The 23,570-nt window shown below is 68.5% G+C and carries 14 protein-coding genes and 1 pseudogene; 12 read left to right on the top strand and 3 right to left on the bottom strand.

The features are described from left to right. The first annotated feature begins 2 nt into the window (after positions 1-2). Positions 3-995 (top strand): helix-turn-helix domain-containing protein, encoded by a 993-nt coding sequence (locus tag ACZ3OF_RS28350; RefSeq protein WP_467307558.1) that lies wholly within the window; start codon positions 3-5, stop codon positions 993-995. A 201-nt stretch (positions 996-1,196) separates the two neighbouring features. Continuing rightward, positions 1,197-3,914 carry an aconitate hydratase AcnA gene (acnA, locus tag ACZ3OF_RS28345; RefSeq protein ID WP_467307556.1) on the top strand — a complete coding sequence of 906 codons (2,718 nt, stop codon included), beginning with the start codon at positions 1,197-1,199 and terminating at the stop codon, positions 3,912-3,914. 88 nt (positions 3,915-4,002) lie between these two features. On the opposite strand, the gene ACZ3OF_RS28340 is transcribed toward acnA, so the two are convergent. From ACZ3OF_RS28340 to ACZ3OF_RS28330, 3 genes are all read right to left on the bottom strand, one after another. After that, on the bottom strand, positions 4,003-4,932 hold the full coding sequence (locus ACZ3OF_RS28340; RefSeq protein ID WP_361674576.1) for a VCBS repeat-containing protein: 930 nt from the start codon (positions 4,930-4,932) through the stop codon (positions 4,003-4,005). Between the two features lie 131 nt (positions 4,933-5,063). Next, entirely contained in the window at positions 5,064-5,972 is a 909-nt protein-coding gene (locus ACZ3OF_RS28335; protein WP_467307554.1) for an FG-GAP repeat domain-containing protein, read from the bottom strand. A 152-nt stretch (positions 5,973-6,124) separates the two neighbouring features. Next, positions 6,125-9,943 carry a GH92 family glycosyl hydrolase gene (locus ACZ3OF_RS28330; protein ID WP_467307552.1) on the bottom strand — a complete coding sequence of 1,273 codons (3,819 nt, stop codon included), beginning with the start codon at positions 9,941-9,943 and terminating at the stop codon, positions 6,125-6,127. Between the two features lie 388 nt (positions 9,944-10,331). Between ACZ3OF_RS28330 and ngcE the strand changes: the two genes are divergently transcribed. The 10 genes and pseudogenes from ngcE to ACZ3OF_RS28280 form a co-directional block, all read left to right on the top strand. Next, positions 10,332-11,780, top strand: coding sequence for an N-acetylglucosamine/diacetylchitobiose ABC transporter substrate-binding protein (gene ngcE / locus ACZ3OF_RS28325; RefSeq protein WP_361674570.1), 1,449 nt, complete (start codon positions 10,332-10,334; stop codon positions 11,778-11,780). A 115-nt stretch (positions 11,781-11,895) separates the two neighbouring features. After that, positions 11,896-12,825, top strand: coding sequence for a carbohydrate ABC transporter permease (locus ACZ3OF_RS28320; RefSeq protein ID WP_352186952.1), 930 nt, complete (start codon positions 11,896-11,898; stop codon positions 12,823-12,825). A gap of 91 nt (positions 12,826-12,916) precedes the next feature. After that, the gene (locus ACZ3OF_RS28315) at positions 12,917-13,855 is read left to right on the top strand and encodes a carbohydrate ABC transporter permease (RefSeq protein WP_467307548.1); all 939 of its coding nucleotides are present in this window, start codon (positions 12,917-12,919) and stop codon (positions 13,853-13,855) included. A 445-nt stretch (positions 13,856-14,300) separates the two neighbouring features. Next, the gene (locus tag ACZ3OF_RS28310) at positions 14,301-15,512 is read left to right on the top strand and encodes an ROK family transcriptional regulator (protein ID WP_361674568.1); all 1,212 of its coding nucleotides are present in this window, start codon (positions 14,301-14,303) and stop codon (positions 15,510-15,512) included. Positions 15,513-15,634: 122 nt separating this feature from the next. Next, positions 15,635-16,750, top strand: coding sequence for a substrate-binding domain-containing protein (locus tag ACZ3OF_RS28305; protein WP_467307546.1), 1,116 nt, complete (start codon positions 15,635-15,637; stop codon positions 16,748-16,750). A 178-nt stretch (positions 16,751-16,928) separates the two neighbouring features. Next, positions 16,929-17,723 (top strand): ATP-binding cassette domain-containing protein, encoded by a 795-nt coding sequence (locus ACZ3OF_RS28300; RefSeq protein ID WP_361440962.1) that lies wholly within the window; start codon positions 16,929-16,931, stop codon positions 17,721-17,723. Next, positions 17,720-19,015 (top strand): sugar ABC transporter permease, encoded by a 1,296-nt coding sequence (locus tag ACZ3OF_RS28295; protein WP_361674564.1) that lies wholly within the window; start codon positions 17,720-17,722, stop codon positions 19,013-19,015. The genes ACZ3OF_RS28300 and ACZ3OF_RS28295 overlap by 4 nt, the downstream gene beginning before the upstream one ends. Positions 19,016-19,225: 210 nt before the next feature. Then, on the top strand, positions 19,226-21,142 hold the full coding sequence (gene dxs / locus ACZ3OF_RS28290; RefSeq protein ID WP_361674562.1) for a 1-deoxy-D-xylulose-5-phosphate synthase: 1,917 nt from the start codon (positions 19,226-19,228) through the stop codon (positions 21,140-21,142). Between the two features lie 190 nt (positions 21,143-21,332). Further along, entirely contained in the window at positions 21,333-22,811 is a 1,479-nt protein-coding gene (locus ACZ3OF_RS28285) for an amino acid permease (RefSeq protein WP_467307541.1), read from the top strand. Between the two features lie 110 nt (positions 22,812-22,921). Further along, positions 22,922-23,465, top strand: a pseudogene (locus tag ACZ3OF_RS28280) (stealth conserved region 3 domain-containing protein); the annotation flags it as partial. Positions 23,466-23,570 lie beyond the last annotated feature (105 nt).

Here is a 23,570-nt window from a genome sequence, read left to right as displayed (position 1 = left end):
ACATGGGAACTGTCGCGCTGGCCGTCACCGACGGAATGCTGCACTTCGAACTCTCCGTGGCCCACGAGGTGTTCGGTGACCCCCTGTACCGCCTGGCCGTCTGCGGGCCGGGTCCGGTCCGGGTGGGAAGGTTCCTGCTGGAGCCGGACGCGGGTCTCGACCGGCTCCCGTACGCCGACACGGTGGTCGTTCCGGGCTGGGCGGACGTGGAGGTGCCACCGCCCGCGGACCTCGTCGACGCGGTGCGCGCGGCGCACGAGGCGGGAGCACGGGTGGCGTCCCTGTGCACGGGCGCGTTCGTGCTGGCGGCCGCGGGCCTGCTCGACGGCCGCCGCGCGACGACGCACTGGGCGCACACCGACGTCCTGGCCGCCCGCCACCCCCTGGTGGAGGTCGACCCGGACGTGCTCTACGTCGACAACGGCAGCGTCCTCACCTCCGCGGGCAAGGCCGCCGCGATGGATCTCTGCCTCCACCTGGTCCGCCTCGACCACGGCTCGGCGGTCGCCAACACGGTCGCCCGCCGCCTGGTCGTGCCCCCGCACCGGGCGGGCGGCCAGGCCCAGTTCGTCACCGCCCCGGTACCGGCGCAGGACGACCACCCGCTGGGCGGCCTGTTCCCCTGGGTGATCGAACGGCTCGACCAGCCGCTGACGGTGGAGGACCTGGCCCGCCGGGCGAACATGAGCTCGCGCCACCTCGGCCGCCACTTCCGGTCGGTGACCGGTACGACCCCGCTGCAGTGGCTGCTGACCCAGCGGATCCGGCGCGCCCAGGAGCTCCTGGAGTCCACCGGCGACAGCGTCGACGCGATCGCGGCGGCCACCGGCATGGGCACGGCCACGACCCTGCGCCGTCACTTCAACCGCACGCTCGGCGTCCCCCCGGACGCCTACCGCCGCACGTTCCGCAGCGGCCGGGCGGACGGGTCGGGCGATCGTCCGCGGGTGGGGATCGGCCGGCCGGCGTCGTTCACCGGCCACCCGCGCGATTGAGTGGGCGGTCACACGCATGCCGGGCATGACCGAGCGGCGGGGATGCACTAGAGTTATCTCGACATCGAGATAACTGCTTACGGCGCACCGCAGCCGCCTACCTGGTAAGGGTTACCTAACTAAGCCTTACCTTAGCGGATCGGCGAGGAGTCGTGGCGGCAGCATGGCGGTAATACGCGCACATTGATGAAGGAGACTGTCGTGTCGGCGAACAGCTTCGACGCCCGCAGCACGCTGCGCGTGGGCGACGAGTCGTACGAGATCTTCAAGCTGGACAAGGTCGAGGGCTCCGCGCGCCTCCCTTACAGCCTGAAGGTCCTCCTGGAGAACCTGCTCCGCACCGAGGACGGCGCGAACATCACCGCCGACCACATCCGGGCCCTCGGCGGCTGGGACTCGCAGGCCCAGCCGAGCCAGGAGATCCAGTTCACGCCGGCCCGCGTGATCATGCAGGACTTCACCGGCGTCCCGTGTGTGGTGGACCTCGCCACGATGCGTGAGGCCGTGAAGGAGCTCGGCGGCGACCCGGCGAAGGTCAACCCGCTCTCCCCGGCCGAGCTGGTCATCGACCACTCCGTCATCGCCGACAAGTTCGGCACGAAGGACGCCTTCGGCCAGAACGTCGAGCTGGAGTACGGCCGCAACAAGGAGCGCTACCAGTTCCTGCGCTGGGGCCAGACCGCCTTCGACGACTTCAAGGTCGTCCCCCCGGGCACCGGCATCGTCCACCAGGTGAACATCGAGCACCTGGCCCGTACGGTCATGGTCCGCAACGGCCAGGCGTACCCCGACACCCTCGTCGGCACCGACTCGCACACCACCATGGTCAACGGCCTCGGTGTGCTGGGCTGGGGCGTCGGCGGCATCGAGGCCGAGGCCGCCATGCTCGGCCAGCCGGTCTCCATGCTCATCCCGCGCGTCGTCGGCTTCAAGCTGACCGGCGAGCTGCCGGCCGGCACCACCGCCACGGACCTCGTCCTCACGATCACCGAGATGCTGCGCAAGCACGGCGTCGTCGGCAAGTTCGTCGAGTTCTACGGTGAGGGCGTCGCCGCCACCTCCCTCGCCAACCGCGCCACCATCGGCAACATGTCGCCCGAGTTCGGCTCCACCGCCGCGATCTTCCCGATCGACGGCGAGACCCTGAACTACCTCAAGCTCACCGGCCGCTCCGAGCAGCAGGTCGCGCTCGTCGAGGCGTACGCCAAGGAGCAGGGCCTCTGGCTGGACCCGTCCGCCGAGCCCGACTTCTCCGAGAAGCTGGAGCTCGACCTCTCCACGGTCGTCCCCTCCATCGCCGGCCCGAAGCGCCCGCAGGACCGCATCGTCCTGGCCAACGCCGCCCAGCAGTTCGCGCTGGACGTCCGCAACTACGTGGACGAGGTCGACGAGGCGGGCAAGGAGTCCTTCCCGGCCTCCGACGCCCCGGCGAACCACCCCAACGGTGCCCCGTCGAAGCCGGTCACCGTCACGGCCCCCGACGGCTCGACGTACGAGATCGACCACGGCGCCGTCACCGTCGCCGCGATCACCTCCTGCACCAACACCTCGAACCCGTACGTCATGGTCGCCGCCGCGCTCGTCGCGAAGAAGGCCGTGGAGAAGGGCCTGACCCGCAAGCCGTGGGTCAAGACCACCCTCGCCCCGGGCTCGAAGGTCGTCACCGACTACTTCGACAAGGCGGGCCTGACCCCGTACCTCGACAAGGTCGGCTTCAACCTCGTCGGCTACGGCTGCACCACCTGCATCGGCAACTCCGGCCCGCTGCCGGAGGAGGTCTCCAAGGCCGTCAACGAGCACGACCTCGCGGTCACTTCGGTCCTCTCCGGCAACCGGAACTTCGAGGGCCGTATCAACCCCGACGTCAAGATGAACTACCTGGCCTCCCCGCCGCTGGTCGTCGCGTACGCCCTCGCGGGTTCCATGAAGGTGGACATCACCAAGGACGCGCTCGGCACCGACACCGAGGGCAAGCTGGTCTACCTGGCGGACATCTGGCCGTCGGAGGCCGAGGTCAACGACGTCGTCGCCAACGCCATCGGCGAGGACATGTTCAACAAGTCCTACCAGGACGTCTTCGCGGGCGACGCCCAGTGGCAGGCGCTGCCGATCCCGACCGGCAACACCTTCGAGTGGGACACCGAGTCCACCTACGTCCGCAAGCCCCCGTACTTCGAGGGCATGACGATGGAGACCACCCCGGTCACCGACATCGTCGGCGCGCGCGTCCTGGCCAAGCTGGGCGACTCGGTCACCACCGACCACATCTCCCCGGCCGGTGCCATCAAGGCCGACACCCCGGCCGGCAAGTACCTCACCGAGCACGGTGTGGAGCGTCGTGACTTCAACTCCTACGGCTCGCGCCGTGGCAACCACGAGGTCATGATCCGCGGCACGTTCGCCAACATCCGCCTGCGCAACCAGATCGCGCCGGGCACCGAGGGCGGCTACACCCGCGACTTCACGAAGGAAGGCGCCCCCGTCTCCTTCATCTACGACGCCTCCCGCAACTACATCGAGCAGGGCACCCCGCTCGCGATCCTGGCGGGCAAGGAGTACGGCTCCGGCTCGTCCCGCGACTGGGCCGCCAAGGGCACCGCGCTGCTGGGCGTCAAGGCCGTCATCGCCGAGTCGTACGAGCGCATCCACCGCTCGAACCTCATCGGCATGGGCGTCCTGCCGCTCCAGTTCCCGGAGGGCGCCTCGGCGGAGACCCTCGGCCTGACCGGCGAGGAGACCTTCTCCTTCACCGGCGTCGAGGAGCTCAACAACGGCACCACGCCGCGCACGGTCAAGGTCACCACCGACACCGGTGTCGAGTTCGACGCGGTCGTCCGCATCGACACCCCCGGTGAGGCGGACTACTACCGCAACGGCGGCATCATGCAGTACGTGCTGCGCAACCTGATCCGCGGCTGACGCATCGGGTGACAGAACGAAGCGGGCCCCGCTCCTCGGAAGAGGAGCGGGGCCCGTCCGTCTGTTCGTCGGGCGCCGAGGGCGTCGATCAGAACATGAAGCGGTAGGTGTTCCAGCCGGCGTTGCCGATGAGGGCACGGGCCTTGAACGGGGCCGCGGCGTTGCCGGTGCCCGAGTAGCGGTACAGCTTGCCGGTCGTGTCGCGGGCGACGATGTCGCCGAGCCCGTCGAAGTCCAGGTCGCTCACGGCCGTGAGGTTGTTGAACATGTTCCAGCCGGTACCGACCTTGGTACGGGCGGAGAACGGGGCCTTCTGGTCGCCGGTGCCCTTGTACAGCCACAGCGTGCCCGAGCCGTCGCGCGCGACGATGTCGGCCTTGCCGTCACCGCTCAGGTCGCCGGCACCGGTGATCTGGGTGTACTGGCCCCAGCCGCCGCCGACCAGGGTGCGGCCGGTCAGCTTGCCGGTGCCGTAACCGAGGTAGATGTACAGGTTGCCGGACGTGTCGCGGGCGAGCAGGTCCGGAGCGGCCGCGCCACCGAGGTTGCCCGGGACCAGAACCTTGTTGTAGATGTTCCAGCCCGTGCCGACGGTGATGCCGTCGTCCGCCGTGTCACCGTCGGCGTAGCCGAGGGTGCCGTCGGTCGTCCACACCCAGATGTCGTCGGCGACGCCGTCACCGTCGTTGTCGGCCTGCTGGGCGTGCTTGACGTCGCCCCACGTGTCGGTCTGCCACAGGCGGGCGTCGTAGCCGCCCGTGCCGTTCGGCGAGTACCAGTACAGGGTGTTGCCGGTGACGGCACCCAGCCAGCGGTAGTCGGCCTCGGCCGTCGTGGAGGCGATGCCCGCCTTCGGCGCCTGCACCGGCTTGGTGGCCGCGGCGGCGGCCTTGTCGGCGCCCTTCGGGGCGTCGGCCGCCATCGCGCTCGTGGTGGTGGCGACCAGGGCCGCGGTGATCGCCGCGACCGTGACACGGGACAGGATGCCCGTGGTGTTCAGGCCAGTGGAGGTGGCCACGTAAGTCTCCAGTCTCTGTGGTGGAAAAGGTCCGCCGCAAAGGGCGAACGGGCCCCGCTCCCCGGAAGAGGAGCGGGGCCCGTTCGTCTGTTCGTCGGACGTCGAGGACGCCGGTCAGAACGTCAGGTCGATCAGAACAGCAGGCGGTAGGTGTTCCAGCCGCTGGTGCCGATCTTCACGCGCGGCTTGAACGCGCCCGCGGCGTTGCCGGTGCCCTTGTACAGGTACAGCGCGCCGGCGTTGTCACGGGCTATGAGGTCCGTGATGCCGTCGAAGTCGATGTCGCCGACCGAGACGAGGTTGTTGAACAGGTTCCAGCCGCCGCCGATCTTGACGCGCCCGGCGAACGGGGCCGTGGAGCTGCCCGTGCCCTTGTACAGGTACAGGTTGCCCGAGCCGTCGCGCGCGACGATGTCGGCCTTGCCGTCACCGGTCAGGTCGCCCTTGCCGGTGATCTGGTTGTACTGGCCCCAGCCGCTGCCGACCAGCTTGCGCGCGGTCAGCTTGCCGTTGCCGTAGCCCAGGTACAGGTACAGCTTGCCCGAGGTGTCCCGCGCGAGCAGGTCGTCGGCGCCGGCGCCCGCGAGGTTGCCCGCGGAGGTGACCTTGTTGTAGATGCCCCAGCCGCTGCCGACGTTGAACGAGTCCTCGCCGAACGGCGTGTAGGACAGCGTGCCGTTGCCGACGGCCCAGAGGCCGTCGGCGCTGCCGTCCGCGTCCTGGTCGGCCTGCGTCATGTGCTTGGCGTAGTTCCAGCCGAAGCCGGTGTAGATCCGGCTGTCCAGGCCACCGTCGCCGTTCGGCGGGTAGCCGTACATGTCGCCGCTGCTGTTGACGCCGTACAGCGCGTTGATCGGAGCGTCGGCCGCGGCCGACGTGTTGAACGCGGAGGCGGACGGCGCCGCCTGCGCGCGCTCGGCAGCCGTCGGCTGGTCGGCCGCGACGGCCGACGTGGTCGTGGCGACCAGGGCCGCGGTGATCGCCGCGACCGTGACACGGGACAGGATGCCCGTGGTGTTCAGGCCAGAGGAATTGGCCACGTATTCACTCCCGTTTTTTGGTGGAAACGGGTCCGCCGCGCCCAGAGGGGCGCGGCGGACCACTCACTCCCAGGAATCCTCGCACAGGATCTTCACGGGTCAATTCGTTTGTGACAGAACTGTTTCGGTAAGGAGCTCCTGTTTGCCGGGTGTTAGCGGAGCAGCTCCACTTCTGCCAACTGGGCCTCTGTGCCGAGCACCAGACGGTAGGTCGTGTACGAGCCCGGTGCCCGGATCGTGAAGGCCCGGGTCTGGCGGTCCCAAGTGAAGGTCTCGCCGGTCCTCTTGTCCAGATCCATCCACTTATGTCCTTCCTTCGAGCCCTGCAACACCCACCCGGTCGGCGCCGATTCCGCCGCCGCCGACGTCAGCGTGTACTGCACCGCCCGCGTCCTCTCCGCGACCGGCAGTGCGACCGAGGTCACGGCCGCCGACGTGGCCGAGGTGTTGTCGACGAGCGGGCCGGTGCCGGTGGTGGCGTCCGTACGCGGCGACGGAGCCTTGCCGACCGGAGTGATCGAGACCGGACCCGCCTGCGCGCCCGTGCCCCAGGACGAGGGCTTCGACCCCATCTCGAACGAGAGCGTGCCGCCGCGGGCCAGCAGGTCGTGCGGCAGCGCGGTGGAGTTCCAGCGCTTGCCGTCGACCTTGACCCCCTGGACGTAGAGGTTCCTCGCGCTGTTGCGCGGGGCCTCGACGACCAGCTTGCGGCCGTTGTCCATCCGGACCGTCGCCTTGGTGAAGAGCGGCGAGCCGATCGCGTACTCCCCGCTGCCCATCACCAGCGGGTAGAAGCCCAGCGCGGAGAAGAGGTACCAGGCCGACTGCTCACCGTTGTCCTCGTCGCCGTGGTAGCCCTGCCCGATCTCGCTGCCGGTGTAGAGCCGGGAGAGCACCTCGCGGACCTTCTCCTGCGTCTTCCAGGGCTGCCCGGCCGCGTTGTACATGTACGGGACGTGGTGGGCGACCTGGTTGGAGTGCCCGTACATGCCCATCCGGACATCCCGGGCCTCGGTCATCTCGTGGATGACGCTGCCGTACGAGCCGACGAACTCGGGGCTCGCGGTCTCGGGCGTGGAGAAGTAGCTGTCCAGCTTCTCGCCCAGCTTCGACCGGCCCCCGTACAGCTGGGCCAGGCCCCGCGAGTCCTGCGGCGCGGTGAAGGCGTAGCCCCAGCCGTTGGTCTCGGTGTAGTCGTACCCCCAGATCCTCGGGTCGTACTGCTCCGAGGGCACCCGCCAGTCGCCCTTCAGGTCACGGCCCTGGAAGAAGCCGGCCTTCGCGTCGAAGAGGGAGACGTAGCTCTGCGCGCGGGAGAGAAAGTACGTCGCCTCCTCCTGGTACCGCTTCTTGCCGGTCTTCTTGTGCAGCGCCTGCGCCATCTTCGCGATGCCGTAGTCGTTGAGATAGCCCTCCAGGGACCAGGAGAGACCCTCGTGGGTCTCCGTCGACGCATAGCCGAGGAAGGGGGAGGTCTCCATCCCCTTGCGGCCCACGCCCCGGCTCGGCGCCACGACGGTGGCGTTCTTCAGCGCCGCCTCGTACGCCGCCTCCGCGTCGAAGTCCACGCCCTTGACGAACGCGTCGGCGAACGCCACGTCCGAGGAGGTGCCGGTCATCAGGTCGGCGTAGCCGGGGGAGGACCAGCGGGATATCCAGCCGCCGTCCTTGTACTGCTGCACGAAACCGTCGACCAGCTCGCCCGCCTTGTCCGGCGTGAGGAAGGAGTAGGCCGGCCAGGTCGTGCGGTAGGTGTCCCAGAAGCCGTTGTTGACGTACACCTTCCCGTCCACGACCTTTGCCCCGGTATGCGTCGGGGTGTCGGGGCCGGTCATGGGGGAGAAGGGGCTGGCGTACCGGTGCTTCGAACCGACCTTCTCGAATCCGGAGTTCGGGTAGAGGTAGAGCCGGTAGAGGCTGGAGTAGAGGGTCACCAGCTGGTCGTGGGTGGCGCCCTCGACCTCGACCCGGCCCAGGATCTCGTCCCAGGCGTCCTGTGCCCGCTCCTTCACGTTCTCGAAGCCGCTGCCGGCCGGGAGCTCGTCCGCGAGGTTCGCCTTCGCCTGGTCGACGGAGATGAGCGAGGTCGCGATCCGCAGGCTCACCGTGCGGTCGGCGCCCGCGTCGAAGCGGAGCAGGCCCCGGACGCCCTCGGCCGCCGAGGAGGTGACCGGCGCGTCGAAGACGCCGTACACGAACATCCGCGTGGCGCCCGTCGACAGACCGCTCTTGACGTCCGAGAAGCCGGTGAAGGAGCTGCTCGCCGGGTCGAGGGTCAGACCGCCCTCCGCCGTGACGTTGTCGAGCACGACGCTCGCGTCGTCGCCCGGATAGGTGAAGCGCATCAGCGCCGCGTGGTCGGTCGGGGTGATCTCGGCCTTCAGACCGTTGTCGAAGGTGACGCCGTAGTAGTGCGGCCGGGCCGTCTCCTTCTCGTGGCGGAAGGCGAGCGCCCGCCCGGTCCGGTCGGTCTCCGGGGTGCCGGCCGCCGCCGACGGCATCACCTGGAAGGTCTGCCGGTCGCCCATCCAGGGACTCGGCTCATGGCTCGCGGCGAACGCCTGCACCGTGGGCAGGTTGTCCGCGTTGTTGCCCCGCGCGTACTCGTACAGCCAGCTCTTGGAGGCCGCGTTGGTCACCGGAGTCCAGAAGTTGAAGCCGTGCGGGACGGCGGTCGCCGGGAAGGTGTTGCCGCGCGAGAACGAGCCGCTGGAGTTCGTGCCCCGGGTGGTGGAGGCGTAGTCGGAGAGCCGGTCGAGCCGCTTCTCCGGCGCCTTGGCCCTGAGCGCGATGTCGTCGATCCAGCCCTGGAACTTCGCCGGGCCCTTGGGGGAGTCGTACGCCACCAGGATCCGGTCGACGGTCCTGCCTGCCGCGACCGCGCCGATCCGCGAGGTCACCTGGTTCCACTGGTTGACGTAGAGCCGCTTGGCCGCGCCCTGACCCTGGGGGGAGAGGAGTCCGCCGTGGGAGTCGGTGGCCCTGAGGTCACTCAGATAGGTGCCGTCGGTGAAGGCCAGGTCCACCGACACGTTCGTGGCCGGGTAGTTGAGGTCCGTCTCGGGAAGGGACGGGAAGATCCGGTACGAGAGCTCGGTGTCCCGGGCTATCGGGGTGTCCACGTCGAAGATCTTGTTGTACGAGTACGCCCGGCCGTCCGGCTTGTGCGTGCCGGCGTAGCGCAGGGCCCGCGTTCCGGTGAAGCCGGCGTTCGCCTTGGCGGTCGGCGAGCCGCCGGGGCCGCGGTCGACATGGCTGCGCATCTCCTCGGGCACGGGGGTCGAGGTGTCCCCGTTCGAGAACTGAACGTCCGCCAGCTGGGTGAGGCCCGCTCCGGCGTTCTTCGTGAACTCGAGCCGGTAGTGGGCGTACGCCGTGTCGTTGGCGGTGTCGTACGTCTTCGTCTCGAAGCGCTTGGCGAAGTTCTGGCCCTCCCGGCTGTCGAGGGCCTTCCACTCCTTGCCGTCCGCCGAGCCCTTCAGGGTCCAGTCGCGCGGGTCGCGCTCGGCGGCGTCGTTCGCCGACGTCAGCGCGTACGTGACCACCTTGACCGGCTCGTCCAGGTCGAACTCGATCCAGGCGGTGGGCTCGAAGACCAGCCATTTCGTGGCGGGCTGGAGGTCGACCAGGTTCTCCTTGGTCTCTCCCGAGCCCGCGTTCTCGCCGCTGGCGCGCAGCGCCACCACCCTGTCGGTGACATTGCCCGGTATTCCAGTGGCGAAGCCGCCGTCGACCCCCGACGCGCGCGGGGCGCCGTCCGATCCGACGTCCACCGTGTTACGCCAAGTGGGCTGAGTTTCGTCCGATTCGAAGGAGGTGGTGAACTCCCCGGAGGATATGTCGGTTTGGCCGGGAAGTGCCTGTGCCACCGAGGGTGCCGAGCTCAGTACCAATGCCGTCGACGCGATCAGCGCGGCGGCTCTGACGCGGGGGTTCCGGGACCGTGATCGGGTGCGAATTCTGGGCTCCATGCCGTGTCGCCGCTCCTGCCACTGGATTTGGACAACGTTGTCAAATCAAAGACGCAGGCTCCAGTAGGGGGTCAAGTGAGAGGCGGTGTCAAGGGTGTTGACGGCAAGTCGGGGGATGAAACGGCATAGATACGCCTGCATAATCAGCGAGGTCTCAACTCGGGAAAGACTGCCGCGCAAACCTGCTTTCGATCTTGCTCAGGGTAAGGGAAGTGGACTATACCTGTCGGCGTCCGGACCGTCGTACCTCTCACTCGACGGCACGACGCCTGCACGTGTACGACCCAAGCTGCATTCGAACGCGGTGGCGGGGCCCTTCGCCTGTGGCGAGCAGATAACGGGCGACCGGTACACCGCCTGAGTCCTGAATGAAGGCGAGGACTTGAGCATGGGATCCACCTCCGCGCACAACGACGAGGGCCTCGGCCGCCGCGATCTGATCAAGCGGTCCGCCGCTCTCGGTCTGATCTCGGTGCCGACGATGAGCTTCCTTTCCGCCTGCGCCAGCGGCGGCACCACCGACGGCGGCGACAAGGTAGAGAAGGGCACGAAGACCGAGAAGAACCCCCTCGGCGTCAACGGGTCGGCCCCGCTCGACTTCGTCCTCTTCGACGGAGGCTTCGGCCAGCAGTACGCCAAGGACGCGGTGAAGGTCTACGAGGGCACCTACCCTCAGGCCAAGGTCAAGTTCACCGCCACCCAGAAGATCACCACCGAGCTGCAGCCGCGGTTCAACGGCGGCAACCCGCCGGACCTCATCGACAACTCCGGCGCCGAGCAGATGGACATGGGCGTCCTCGTCGGCCAGAAGCAGCTGGCCGACCTCACGGCGCTGCTCGACGCCGCCTCGATCGACGACCCGAGCAAGAAGGTCCGCGACACCCTGCGCCCGGGCATCGTGGAGATGGGCCAGTTCGACGGCGCCCCGGTCTGGATCCTCTACTACGCCTACACGATCTACGGCGTCTGGTACTCCCAGAAGCTGCTGGACTCGCTCGACGCGAAGTACCCCGAGACCTGGGACGAGATGCTGGCCGTCTGCGAGAAGGCCAAGAAGAAGGGCATCGCGGGCTGGACGTACGCCGGCAAGCACCCGTACTACGTCCCCTTCTCGCTGTACCCGATGATCGGCAAGGTCGGTGGCCGCGAGGTCCTCGACGCGATCGACAACCTGGAGCCGAAGGCCTGGGAGCACCCCGCCGTCAAGGCCTGTTTCGAGGCGTACTACGAGCTCCAGCGGAAGGGCTACATCCTCCAGGGCACCCCGGGCCTCGACCACATCCAGTCGCAGACGGCCTGGACCGAGGGCAAGGCGCTCTTCATCCCGAACGGCTCGTGGGTGGAGAACGAGGCGGCGAAGACCATGCCGGCGGACTTCAACCTCGCCGTCTCCGCCCCGACCGGCATCGACTCCTCCGACAAAATGCCGTTCGGCACGATCTGGGCCTCCGGCGGTGAGCCCTTCATCGTCCCGGCCAAGGCGAAGAACATCGAGGGCGGCATGGAGCAGCTGCGCATCATGCTCAGCGAGGCCTCCTCGAAGAACTTCACCAAGTCCGTGAAGTCGCTGACCGCGTTCAACGGCGGCACCGACGGAATCGAGCTGACGCCGGGTCTGAAGTCCGGTGTCGCGGCCCTCGACAAGGCCGGACAGAATGTCGTCAACCCGCGTCTGCAGGACTGGTACGTGGCGCTGCAGAAGGAGAAGATCGGTGTCGCCGGCATCGGCGAGATGATGGCCGGCCGGGCGACCCCGGCCGAGACGATCAAGAAGATCCAGAAGTTCGCCGACGAGGCGGCCAAGGACTCCTCCATCAAGCACTACAAGCACCAGTGAGCTGTGCCGGGGCCCCTTCCCGCCGACCGGGAGCGGGCCCCGGCTCCTTGCGTACGGCACTCACGCCACGCACGGCACCAGCGGCTACTCCGCGGGAAGATCGGGGTCGGTAGGAATGCAACACGGCAAGTACCGTTTCATCGTGGGGTTCCTGGCGGTCCCCCTGGCCATGTACGCGTTGTTCGTCATCTGGCCCTTCATCCAGTCCATCTACTACTCGTTCACGGACTGGAGCGGTCTCAGCCCCGAATTCCGGATGGTCGGGTTCGACAACTACAGCCGCATGCTCGACGACGAGGTGTTCTGGAAATCGCTCCAGCACAGCCTGACCTTCGCGGTCGTACTGCCGCTGGTCACCGTCGGCCTGGCGCTGTTCTTCGCGTTCATGCTCAATGTCGGCGGTCGGCGCCGCCGGGGAGCGGCCGTCGCCGGTGTGCGCGGCTCGTCCTTCTACAAGATCGTGTACTTCTTCCCGCAGGTGCTGTCCATCGCGATCGTGGCCCTCCTCTTCCAGTTCGCGTACAACCCCAACAGCGGAGCCATCAACTCGGTCCTCAAGGGAGTCGGACTCGGCAGCATCCAGCCCGACTGGCTGGGTGACCCGAACCTGGCCCTCATCTGTGTGATGGTCGTCCTCGTCTGGTCCACGGTCGGCTTCTTCGTGGTCCTCTTCTCGGCGGGCATGGCCTCGATCCCCAAGGACTTCTACGAGGCGGCGCTGCTCGACGGCGCGAACCGCTTCACGACCTTCTTCAAGATCACCCTGCCGCTGCTCTGGGACACCGTGCAGTCCGGCTGGATCTACATGGGCATCCTGGCGCTCGGCGCCGAGTCCTTCGCCGTCGTCCAGATCATGACGGTCGGCCCCAACGGCGGCGGGCCGGACTACTCCACCATCGTGATGCCGCTGTACGTGTACCAGAAGGCCTTCCGCGACGGTCAGGCCGCCTACGCGACCACGATCGGTGTCGCGCTGCTCGTCGTCACGCTGCTCTTCGCGGCGGTCGTGATGCGCCTCGGCCGGCGCGAGCGGCTGGAGTACTGATGCTGTGTCTTCCCGGGGAACGACTCCCGGACCCCCAGCAGGAAAGCAGCTCGGTCGCGGTGGCCGGCACGACAGCACGAGGTGACCTCCGGTGAAAGCCATCGACACCCCTCCGGCCGGCGCGGCGCTGCCCGAGCCGCCCGAGCCCGGCGTCACGAAGGTGACGAAGAGCGCGCCCCCCGTTCCCCGCAAGGCGAGCAAGGCGGAGGGCACGGTCCTCAACGTCTTCTCCCACGGCATCCTGATCATCTGGGCGATCATGGTGGTCATGCCGCTGCTGTGGGCGGTCATGACCTCCTTCAAGACCGACCGGGCGATCTTCACCTCGCCCTGGGCGCTGCCCGACAAGCTGCACTTCGAGAACTGGTCGCGCGCCTGGACCGAGGCGCACATGAGCGACTACTTCCTGAACACCATCCTTGTGGTGGGCGGGTCGCTGATCGGCACGCTGCTCTTCGGTTCGATGGCGGCCTATGTGCTGGCCCGCTTCGAGTTCCCGGGCAACCGCTTCATCTACTTCCTCTTCATCGGCGGGATGAGCTTCCCGATCATCCTGGCGCTCGTGCCGCTGTTCTACGTGCTTCAGAACATGGCCCTGCTCAACACGCTGCACGGCCTCGTCCTGGTCTACATCGCGTACTCGCTGCCGTTCACGGTCTTCTTCCTCACCGCCTTCTTCCGCACGCTGCCGACCTCGGTGGCGGAAGCGGCCTTCATGGACGGTGCCTCGCACACCCGGACCTTCTTCCAGGTGATGCTGCCGATGGCCAAGCCCGGGCTGATCAGCGTGGGCATCTTCAATTTCCTGGGCCAGTGGAACCAGTACCTGCTGCCCACCGTGCTCAACACCGAGCAGGACCAGAAGGTGCTCTCCCAGGGCCTGGTCCAGCTCGCGGTCAGCCAGGGCTACAAGGGGGACTGGTCGGGCCTGTTCGCCGGCCTGGTCATGGCCATGCTCCCCGTCCTCGCGGCGTACATCATCTTCCAGCGCCAGGTGGTGGCCGGGCTGACGGCCGGCGCGGTGAAGTAACGGTTCCGGACCCCTTGGAGGGCGGCCCCCGCGGAAGGGGGGTCGCCCTCCGCTTGTGGCGGCGATGTTCAGGACCCGGCCGTCACAGCCGAGTGCACGCGGCCCCTCCCGGGCGGGCCGAATGTCCCGCCAAGGGGCGCGCCACACGTTCCGCGCAGGGCCTTGCAGGGCTTTCCTACCCCCGCTGACCTGCGCGTTCGCCCGTGAACCCAGTATTCTGAGGTGTGACCTGAAGCGTCGGTCCTGTTCGTTCCCGGCCGGACCGGGACGGGTGCCGCCGCCGAGCTCATCCGAGCCTCCTGTGGCTCAAGCTCTTGACGGGGGACAGCCCCAAAGGCTCAGCTTAGAGTTCACAAGTTGGAGAACAAGCTGGGGTCTCACAGGCGCGACCCCGGCCCGGGGGCGGTGATCTCACCGTCCGGCGCAGGCGGGAGTGGATGAGTCGATGGAGACTCCGGGGTCGCAGACATCTCTGCACAAGGCCAATCTCGAACGGGTCGTCCGTGCGGTACGCATGGCGGGCTCGCTCACGCAGGCGGAGATCGCCCGGTCCACCGGGCTGTCCGCCGCCACGGTCTCCAACATCGTGCGGGAGCTGAAGGACGGCGGGACCGTCGAGGTCACCCCCACCTCCGCGGGCGGCCGCAGGGCCCGCAGCGTCTCGCTCTCCGGCGACGCCGGCATCGTGATCGGCGTCGACTTCGGCCACACCCATCTGCGGGTCGCCGTGGGCAACCTCGCCCACCAGGTGCTCGCCGAGGAGTCCGAGCCGCTGGACGTCGACGCCTCCGCCGCCGAGGGCTTCGACCGGGCGGAACGCCTGGTCATGCGGCTGATCGGGGCCACCGGCATCGGCCGCGACAAGGTCGTCGGCGTCGGCCTCGGCGTCCCTGGACCGATCGACGTCTCCTCGGGCACGCTCGGCTCCACCTCGATCCTCCCGGGCTGGAGCGGCATCAACCCGGCCGACGAGCTCTCGGGCCGCCTCGGCGTCCCCGTGTACGTCGACAACGACGCCAACCTCGGCGCGCTCGGCGAACTCGTCTGGGGCAGCGGCCGCGGGGTGAAGGACCTGGCCTACATCAAGGTCGCCAGCGGCGTCGGCGCGGGACTCGTCATAGACGGACGGGTCTACCGCGGGCCCGGCGGCACCGCCGGCGAGATCGGCCACATCACGCTGGACGAGTCCGGCCCCGTCTGCCGCTGCGGCAACCGCGGCTGCCTGGAGACCTTCACGGCCGCCCGCTACGTCCTGCCGCTGCTCCAGCCCGGCCACGGCCCCGATCTGACGATGGAGCGGGTCGTCCAGCTGGCCCGTGAGGGCGACCCCGGCTGCCGCCGGGTGATCGCCGACGTCGGACGGCACATCGGCAGCGGTGTCGCCAACCTCTGCAACCTGCTCAATCCCAGCAGGGTGGTGCTCGGCGGTGATCTGGCCGAGGCCGGCGAGCTGGTGCTCGCCCCTATCCGCGACTCCGTCTCGCGGTACGCCATTCCGAGCGCGGCGCGCCAGCTCTCCCTTGCCCCGGGAGCGCTCGGCGGGCGCGCCGAGGTGCTCGGCGCGCTGGCTCTCGCCCTGAGCGAGATGGGCGATTCGACCCTACTTGAGAGCACCCTGCCCAGTGCTGTGCAGTCGTCGGCGCCTGCCTTCACTTAGATAACGGATGGCACCGTTGTCATCTCGTTAAGGATTTACTCCTTGACGGCGACCCTGCGGCCGAGTTGACTTCCAGCCACCTCGGCCGCAATGTCGCGGCCTCGTCAGGGAGGCAACCCCACATGAACGCAATGACGCGCCGCGTCGTCATAGGCACGGCCGCGGTTTCCATGGCCCTCTCCCTCGCCGCCTGTGGCAAGGCGGGCGACAGCGGCTCGGGTTCGGGCGACACCAACGGCGGGAACGGTGGCGACGGCAAGACCATCGGTCTGCTGCTGCCGGAGAACAAGACCACGCGTTACGAGACCTTCGACCGCCCGATCATCGAGGCGAAGATCAAGGCGCTCTGCTCGGACTGCGAGGTCAAGTACAACAACGCCGCGCAGGACACCGAGACCCAGAAGAAGCAGTTCGACGCGCTGGTCACGCAGGGCGTGAAGGTCATCATCCTGGACTCGGTCGACTACAAGGCCACCAAGTCCTGGGTCCAGCAGGCCAAGGAGCAGGGCGTCTCGGTCGTCGCGTACGACCGCCTGGCCGAGGGTCCGATCTCCGCGTACGTCAGCTACGACAACGAGAAGATCGGCCGCCTGCAGGGCGAGGGCCTGGTCAAGGCGCTCGGCGACAAGGCCAAGGACGCCAACGTTGTCATGATCAACGGCTCGCCGACCGACCCGAACGCCCCGCTCTTCAAGAAGGGCGCCCACAGCGTCCTCGACTCGGGCGTCAAGAAGGTCGTCTACGAGCAGGACATCCCGGACTGGTCCCCCGACGAGGCCAACAAGAAGATGGGTGCCGCCATCGACTCGCTGGGCAAGGACGGCTTCCAGGGCGTCTACTCGGCCAACGACGGCATGGCCGGCGGCATCATCACCGCCATCTCCAAGCAGGGCATCAAGGTCCCGGTCGGCGGCCAGGACGCCGAGCTCGCCGGTCTGCAGCGCATCCTGAAGGGCGATCAGGCCTTCACGATCTACAAGCAGATCAAGCCCGAGGCCGAGACCACCGCCGAGATCGCGGTCCGCCTGCTCAAGGGCGAGAAGATCGACGACCTGGTCCCCACCAAGGTCACCAGCCTCACCGGTGAGTTCAAGGACATCCCGGCGAAGCTGTACGACGCGCAGGTCGTGACCAAGGAGAACATCGGCTCCACGATCATCGCCGACGGCGTCTACGAGGCCGAGGCCCTCTGCGCCGGCGAGTACAAGGCGGCCTGCGACGCGGCGGGCATCAAGTAACACCCGCCCCGGCACGGCCGTCCGGACCCCCAGATCCTCCGGACGGCCCCCCGGTCCGGTCCGGCGCTCCCCGCCCCGTTCAACGCCCCGCAAGCGGGGGCGGGGGCGCCGGACTCTTCTCACAGCCCCCTCTGTGCTCTCTCGCACCACCATCCCCGCCGGTCAGGCGGCGAAGGAGATGATTCACGTGTCCGCTACGCCCGTGCTGGCGTTGCGCGGAATCTCCAAGCGGTTCGGCGCCGTCCAGGTGCTCACCGACGTAGAACTGGAGATCCACGCCGGTGAGGTCGTCGCCCTGGTCGGCGACAACGGCGCCGGCAAGTCGACCCTCGTCAAGACGATCTCGGGTGTTCACCCGATCGACGAGGGCGTCATCGAGTGGGACGGCCGCCCCGTCCAGATCACCAAGCCGCATGACGCCCAGAACCTCGGGGTCGCCACCGTCTACCAGGACCTGGCGCTCTGCGACAACCTCGACGTCGTCGCCAACCTCTTCCTCGGCAGCGAGCTGAGCTCCGGCTCCGTCCTCGACGAGATCGCCATGGAGAAGCGCGCCAAGGAGCTCCTGGACACCCTGTCCATCCGGATCCCGAGCGTCCGCATCCCGGTCGCGGCGCTCTCCGGCGGTCAGCGTCAGGTCGTGGCCATCGCCCGCGCCCTGATCGGCGACCCGAAGATCGTCATCCTGGACGAGCCCACCGCCGCCCTCGGCGTCGAGCAGACCGCACAGGTGCTCGACCTCGTGGAGCGGCTGCGCGAGCGCGGCCACGGAGTCATCCTCATCAGCCACAACATGGCCGATGTCCGCGCCGTCGCGGACCGCGTCGCGGTCCTGCGCCTCGGCCGCAACAACGGCGACTTCAACGTCGCCGAGACCAGCCACGAGACGATCATCGCGGCCATCACGGGCGCCACGGACAACGCCGTGACCCGTCGCCAGGCGCGCCAGGCCACGAAGGAGGACGCGAAGTGAGCGACCTCGCCAAGACCCCCAAGCCCCGCTCCGCGGAGGCCCCCGCGGCCTCCGCCGCCCCGATCCCCGCCGTCGACCCGCGCCTGGTCGTCCGCGAGCAGGGCATCAAGGGCTACTGGACCGAGTTCAACCGCAAGATCCGCGGTGGCGAACTCGGTTCCCTGCCCGTCGTCCTCGGCCTGATCGTCATCGCGATCGTGTTCCAGGCGCAGAACGGCAACTTCCTCTCCGCGAGCTCCGTCGCCAACATCGCGGTCTACTCGTCCGGCCTCGGCATCATGGCCGTCGGCATCGTCTTCGTCCTCATCCTGGGCGAGATCGACCTGTCGATGGGCTCGGTCGCGGGCGTCGGCGCCGCCGTGTGGGCGGTGCTGAACGTCACCAACGGCATGAACGACCTGCTGGCCGTCGCCCTCGCCGTCCTCTCCGGCCTCGCCATCGGCCTGCTGCACGGCTTCTTCTTCGCCAAGATCGGCGTCCCGGCCTTCGTGGTCACCCTCGCCGGCTTCCTCGGCTGGAGCGGTCTCCAGATCTGGCTGATGGGCAAGGAAGGCTCGATCAACGCCCCCTCCGGCTCGATCGTGGAGAACCTCACGGCGTACTACTTCGAGGACAAGGCCGCCGCGTACGGCCTGGCGCTCGTCGCGGTCCTCGCCTACGCGGGCTCCCTGCTGCTCGACGCCAAGCGCCGCAAGGCCGCCGCCCTGCCGTCCCGGCCGGTCAGCGAGATCGTGCTGCGCACGGCCGTCGTCGCCGTCCTCTGCTTCGTCGTCGCCTACGTCCTGAACGAGCCCCAGGGCGCCCGCGGCCTGCCGCTCGCCCTGGTCCTCTTCCTGGCCGTCCTCGTGATCGCCGACTTCGTCGCCCGCCGCACGCTCTTCGGCCGCAAGGTCTTCGCGGTCGGCGGCAGCGCCGAGGCCGCCCGCCGGGCCGGCATCAACGTCGACCGGATCCGGATCGTCGTCTTCGGCATCTCGGGCATGCTCGCCGCCTTCGGCGGTCTCTTCGTGGCCAGCCTCTCGGGCGGCGCCACCAAGAGCCTCGGCAGCGGCAACACGCTGATGCTCGTCATCGCGGCGGCCGTGATCGGCGGCACCAGCCTCTTCGGCGGCCGCGGCAAGGTCTGGTCGGCACTCCTCGGGATGATCGTGATCCAGTCGATCCAGCAGGGTCTGAACATGATCGGTATGGCCAACGAGATCCAGTACATGATCACCGGCGCGGTGCTCCTCGCCGCCGTCGTGATCGACTCGGTCTCGCGCCGTACGCAGAAGACCGCGGGCCGCGCGTAACGTTTCCGCGTTACCAAGCCCACAGTGTCCGGCGCCGGAGAACCGGTGCCGGGCACTGCTGCGTCCTGCCCAGTGCACCGCCCGTAGGCTCAGCGGTGTGTCGGCCATCCGCGTGACGCACACCCCGCCGCCCGATGACCAAGGCCGGGGGCGGAACATTAGACTCGACAAATCGGCAAGCTCGACCAGCTCAATGGCAAGGAGGCACGGGTGGCATTGCTGACCCGTATCAGGGGACCGCGCGATCTGGACCGGCTCTCCCCGGAACAGCTGGACCAGCTGGCCGAGGAGATCCGGACGTTTCTCGTGGACGCCGTCTCCAAGACCGGCGGCCACCTCGGCCCGAATCTCGGCGTGGTCGAGCTGACCATCGCCCTGCACCGTGTCTTCGACTCCCCGAAGGACAAGGTCCTCTTCGACACCGGCCACCAGAGCTACGTCCACAAGCTGCTCACCGGCCGCCAGGACTTCTCGAAGCTGAAGATGAAGGGCGGCCTGTCCGGCTACCCCTCACAGGCCGAGTCCGAGCACGACGTCATCGAGAACTCGCACGCCTCCACGGTCCTCGGCTGGGCCGACGGCCTGGCCAAGGCCAACGAGGTCCTCGAGAAGGACGACCACGTCGTCGCCGTCATCGGTGACGGAGCCCTCACCGGCGGTATGGCCTGGGAGGCGCTGAACAACATCGCCGCCGCCAAGGACCGCCCGCTGGTCATCGTCGTCAACGACAACGAGCGCTCCTACGCCCCCACGATCGGCGGCCTCGCCAACCACCTGGCGACGCTCCGCACGACCGACGGCTACGAGCGCTTCCTCGCCCGCGGCAAGGACATCCTGGAGCGCACCCCCGTCGTCGGGAAGCCGCTCTACGAGACCCTGCACGGCGCCAAGAAGGGCCTGAAGGACTTCATCGCCCCGCAGGGCATGTTCGAGGACCTCGGCCTGAAGTACGTCGGCCCCATCGACGGCCACGACATCGAGGCCCTGGAGTCCGCCCTGACGCGCGCCAAGCGCTTCGGCGGCCCGGTCATCGTCCACTGCCTCACCGAGAAGGGCCGCGGCTACCAGCCCGCGCTCCAGGACGAGGCCGACCGCTTCCACGCCGTCGGCAAGATCCACCCCGACACCGGTCTGCCGATCGCCTCCTCCGGCGCCGACTGGACCGGCGTCTTCGCGCAGGAGATGGTCGAACTCGGCAAGGAGCGCCAGGACATCGTCGCGATCACCGCGGCCATGCTCCAGCCCGTCGGCCTCGACAAGTTCGCCAAGGCCTTCCCCGATCGGGTGTACGACGTCGGCATCGCCGAGCAGCACGGCGCGGTCTCCGCGGCCGGCCTCGCCACCGGCGGCCTCCACCCCGTCTTCGCGGTCTACGCGACCTTCCTCAACCGCGCCTTCGACCAGGTCCTCATGGACGTGGCCCTGCACAAGTGCGGTGTCACCTTCGTCCTGGACCGGGCCGGCATCACCGGCACCGACGGCGCCTCCCACAACGGCATGTGGGACATGTCGATCCTCCAGGTCGTCCCCGGCCTGCGGCTCGCCGCGCCGCGCGACGCCGACCAGGTCCGCGCCCAGCTGCGCGAGGCCGTGGACGTCACCGACGCGCCGACCGTCGTCCGCTTCTCCAAGGGCGCCGTCGGCCCCGCCGTACCGGCCCTGCGCCGCGTCGGCGGGATGGACGTGCTCCGTGAGCCGGGCACGGACACGCCCGACGTCCTCCTGGTCTCCGTCGGCGCGCTCGCGCCGATGTGCCTGGAGATCGCCGACCTGCTCGACAAGCAGGGCATCTCGACCACCGTCGTCGACCCCCGCTGGGTCAAGCCGGTCGACGAGGCGCTCGCCCCGCTGGCCGAGCAGCACCGGGTCGTCGTCACCGTCGAGGACAACAGCCGCGTGGGCGGTGTCGGCTCGGCCGTCTCCCAGGCCCTGCGCGACGCCGGTGTGGACGTACCGCTGCGCGACTTCGGCATCCCGCCGCGGTTCCTCGACCACGCCTCGCGTGCCGAGGTGATGGCCGAGATCGGTCTGACCGCCCCGGACATCGCCCGCCAGGTCACCGGCCTGGTCTCGCGCCTCGACGGGAAGTACGAGGACAGTCGGGCCGTGGAGCCCGCCCGCGACTGATTCTCGTCACCGCGCGTCACCATTGGGCCGGTCGGACCACCCTGCGGGGTTGCCGACCGGCCCTTTCGTGTGAAACCTGTTGGTTCGACAGGCGCCATCCCTTCGGGGTCTCGATCATGGGTGTCGGGACCGACGGTACGGAGGTACGACGGTGAGTACGGATCAGCAACCACCACGAGCGAACTCCGGGATGTTCCGGACGAAAACGGTCGAGCAGTCGATCCGTGACACGGAGGAACCGGAGCACGCGCTCAAGAAATCGCTCTCCGCCTGGGACCTGGTGGTCTTCGGCGTGGGCGTCATCATCGGAACCGGCATCTTCGTGCTCACCGGCAAGGTGGCCAAGGAGAACGCCGGACCGGCCACCGCGCTGGCCTTCGTCGCGGCCGGCATCGTCTGCGCGCTCGCGGCCCTGTGCTACGCCGAGTTCGCGTCGACGGTCCCCGTCGCCGGTTCGGCCTACACCTTCGCGTACGCCTCCATCGGCGAACTCCCGGCCTGGATCATCGGCTGGGACCTCGTCCTGGAGTTCGCGCTCGGCACGGCCGTCGTCGCGGTGGGCTGGTCCGGCTACGTACGGTCCCTGATGGACAACGTGGACTGGCATCTACCAGCCGCGCTGGAAGGGCCCGACGTGCCGGGCGGCACCTTCGACATCCTGGCCTTCCTGCTCGTCCTGGTGCTGACCGTGGTCCTCGTCCTGGGCATGAAGCTGTCCGCCCGCATCACCGCGCTCGTCGTGGCCATCAAGGTCACGGTCGTCATGATCGTGATCATCGCGGGTCTCTTCTTCATCGTGGGCGACAACTACGACCCCTTCATCCCCGACGCGGTCACCCCGCCAGGTGGCGGCTCCGCCTGGGACGCCCCGCTCGTCCAGACGATCTTCGGGTACGACCCCACCAACTTCGGCGTCATGGGCATCTTCACCGCCGCGTCCGTCGTGTTCTTCGCCTTCATCGGCTTCGACGTGGTCGCCACCGCCGCCGAGGAGACCAAGGTTCCGCAGCGCGACATGCCCCGCGGCATCCTGGGCTCCCTGCTCATCTGCACCGTGCTCTACGTCGCCGTGGCCCTGGTCGTGACCGGCATGCAGCACTACAGCGAGCTCTCCGTGAGCGCTCCGCTCGCCGACGCCTTCAAGGCGGTCGGACACCCGTTCTACGCCGGCGTGATCAGCTTCGGCGCCGCCGTCGGCCTGACCACCGTCTGCCTGATCCTGCTGCTCGGCCAGACCCGGGTGTTCTTCGCGATGAGCCGTGACGGGCTGCTGCCGCGGTTCTTCTCCGTCACGCACCCGCGTTTCAGGACGCCGTACCGCCCGACCATCCTGCTGGGCGTGATCATCGCCATCGTGGCCGGCTTCACCAGCATCAACGAGCTGGCGACCCTGGTGAACATCGGCACGCTGTTCGCCTTCGTCATGGTCGCGATCGGTGTGATGGTGCTCCGCCGCACCCGCCCCGACCTGCACCGCGCCTTCCGCACCCCGTGGGTGCCGGTGCTCCCGATCCTCTCCATCGCCGCGTCGGTCTGGCTCATGCTCAACCTGCCGGGCGAGACCTGGTTCCGCTTCGCGGTCTGGATGGTCATCGGTGTCGTCGTGTACTTCCTGTACGGCCGTTCCCACAGCCGCCTGGGCAAGGCGGGCGAGGGCGCGCTGTACTGACGCGACGTCCGGAAGAGGCGTCTGCGCACGAAGGGTGCGAACCGGGGGGACCGGTTCGCACCCTTCCTTCGTGGGACGTGAGGCCGCGCGGATGGCCGCCCAGGCCGTCCTCCTCCAACGCCATCCCCATGGGACCGGTCATGGAAGGCGACGAGTTCAGCCGGATCGCCGCGAAGAACAACCGGGAACTGATCGCCGGCATGTTCGGCCGCACCCTGGTCAACTCCTTCATCCACGCACCGCACCCCCTGCGCCGCAGCGTCATGGCCGACCTGGAGGCGTACTTCCCCGAAGCAATGGCACACCGCGCACAACCAGCTGCGCAGCCCGAGCGACGTCTCCGCGGCCGCCTCGCTGCACCACTACTTCGGCTACTACACCTCGCGCAGCGTGCCCGGCAAGATCTCCTGCGGCTTCGTCAACGTGGGTCTGAGCGAACAGGTCAAGAAGCTCAACCGGCTGCTCGCCACCCGGTCGAACGACGTGTTCTGCCTCAACGACTTCCATGACGGGGACGTCTCCGAGGACGAGCAGGACGCCACGCTCGCCGCGTTCCTGCCCAGCTACTTCCCCATCGCCAGCCAGTTCGAGACCGGCTCGCCCCGCAACCACCGGTTCCACGCGGGCCGGCTTCCCGGCGGGACGGTGGCGTAGCCCACGGCGGCATCAGGCACTCCCGGCACCCACTAAAGTCGACGAACAGCAGTCCGAGCGGACCTGCCCATTCCGATGCTGACCTGTCGACCGGAGCGCTGGACC

This window comes from Streptomyces sp. NPDC022552 (assembly GCF_055561875.1).
This window is presented reverse-complemented; position numbering and strand designations above follow the sequence as displayed.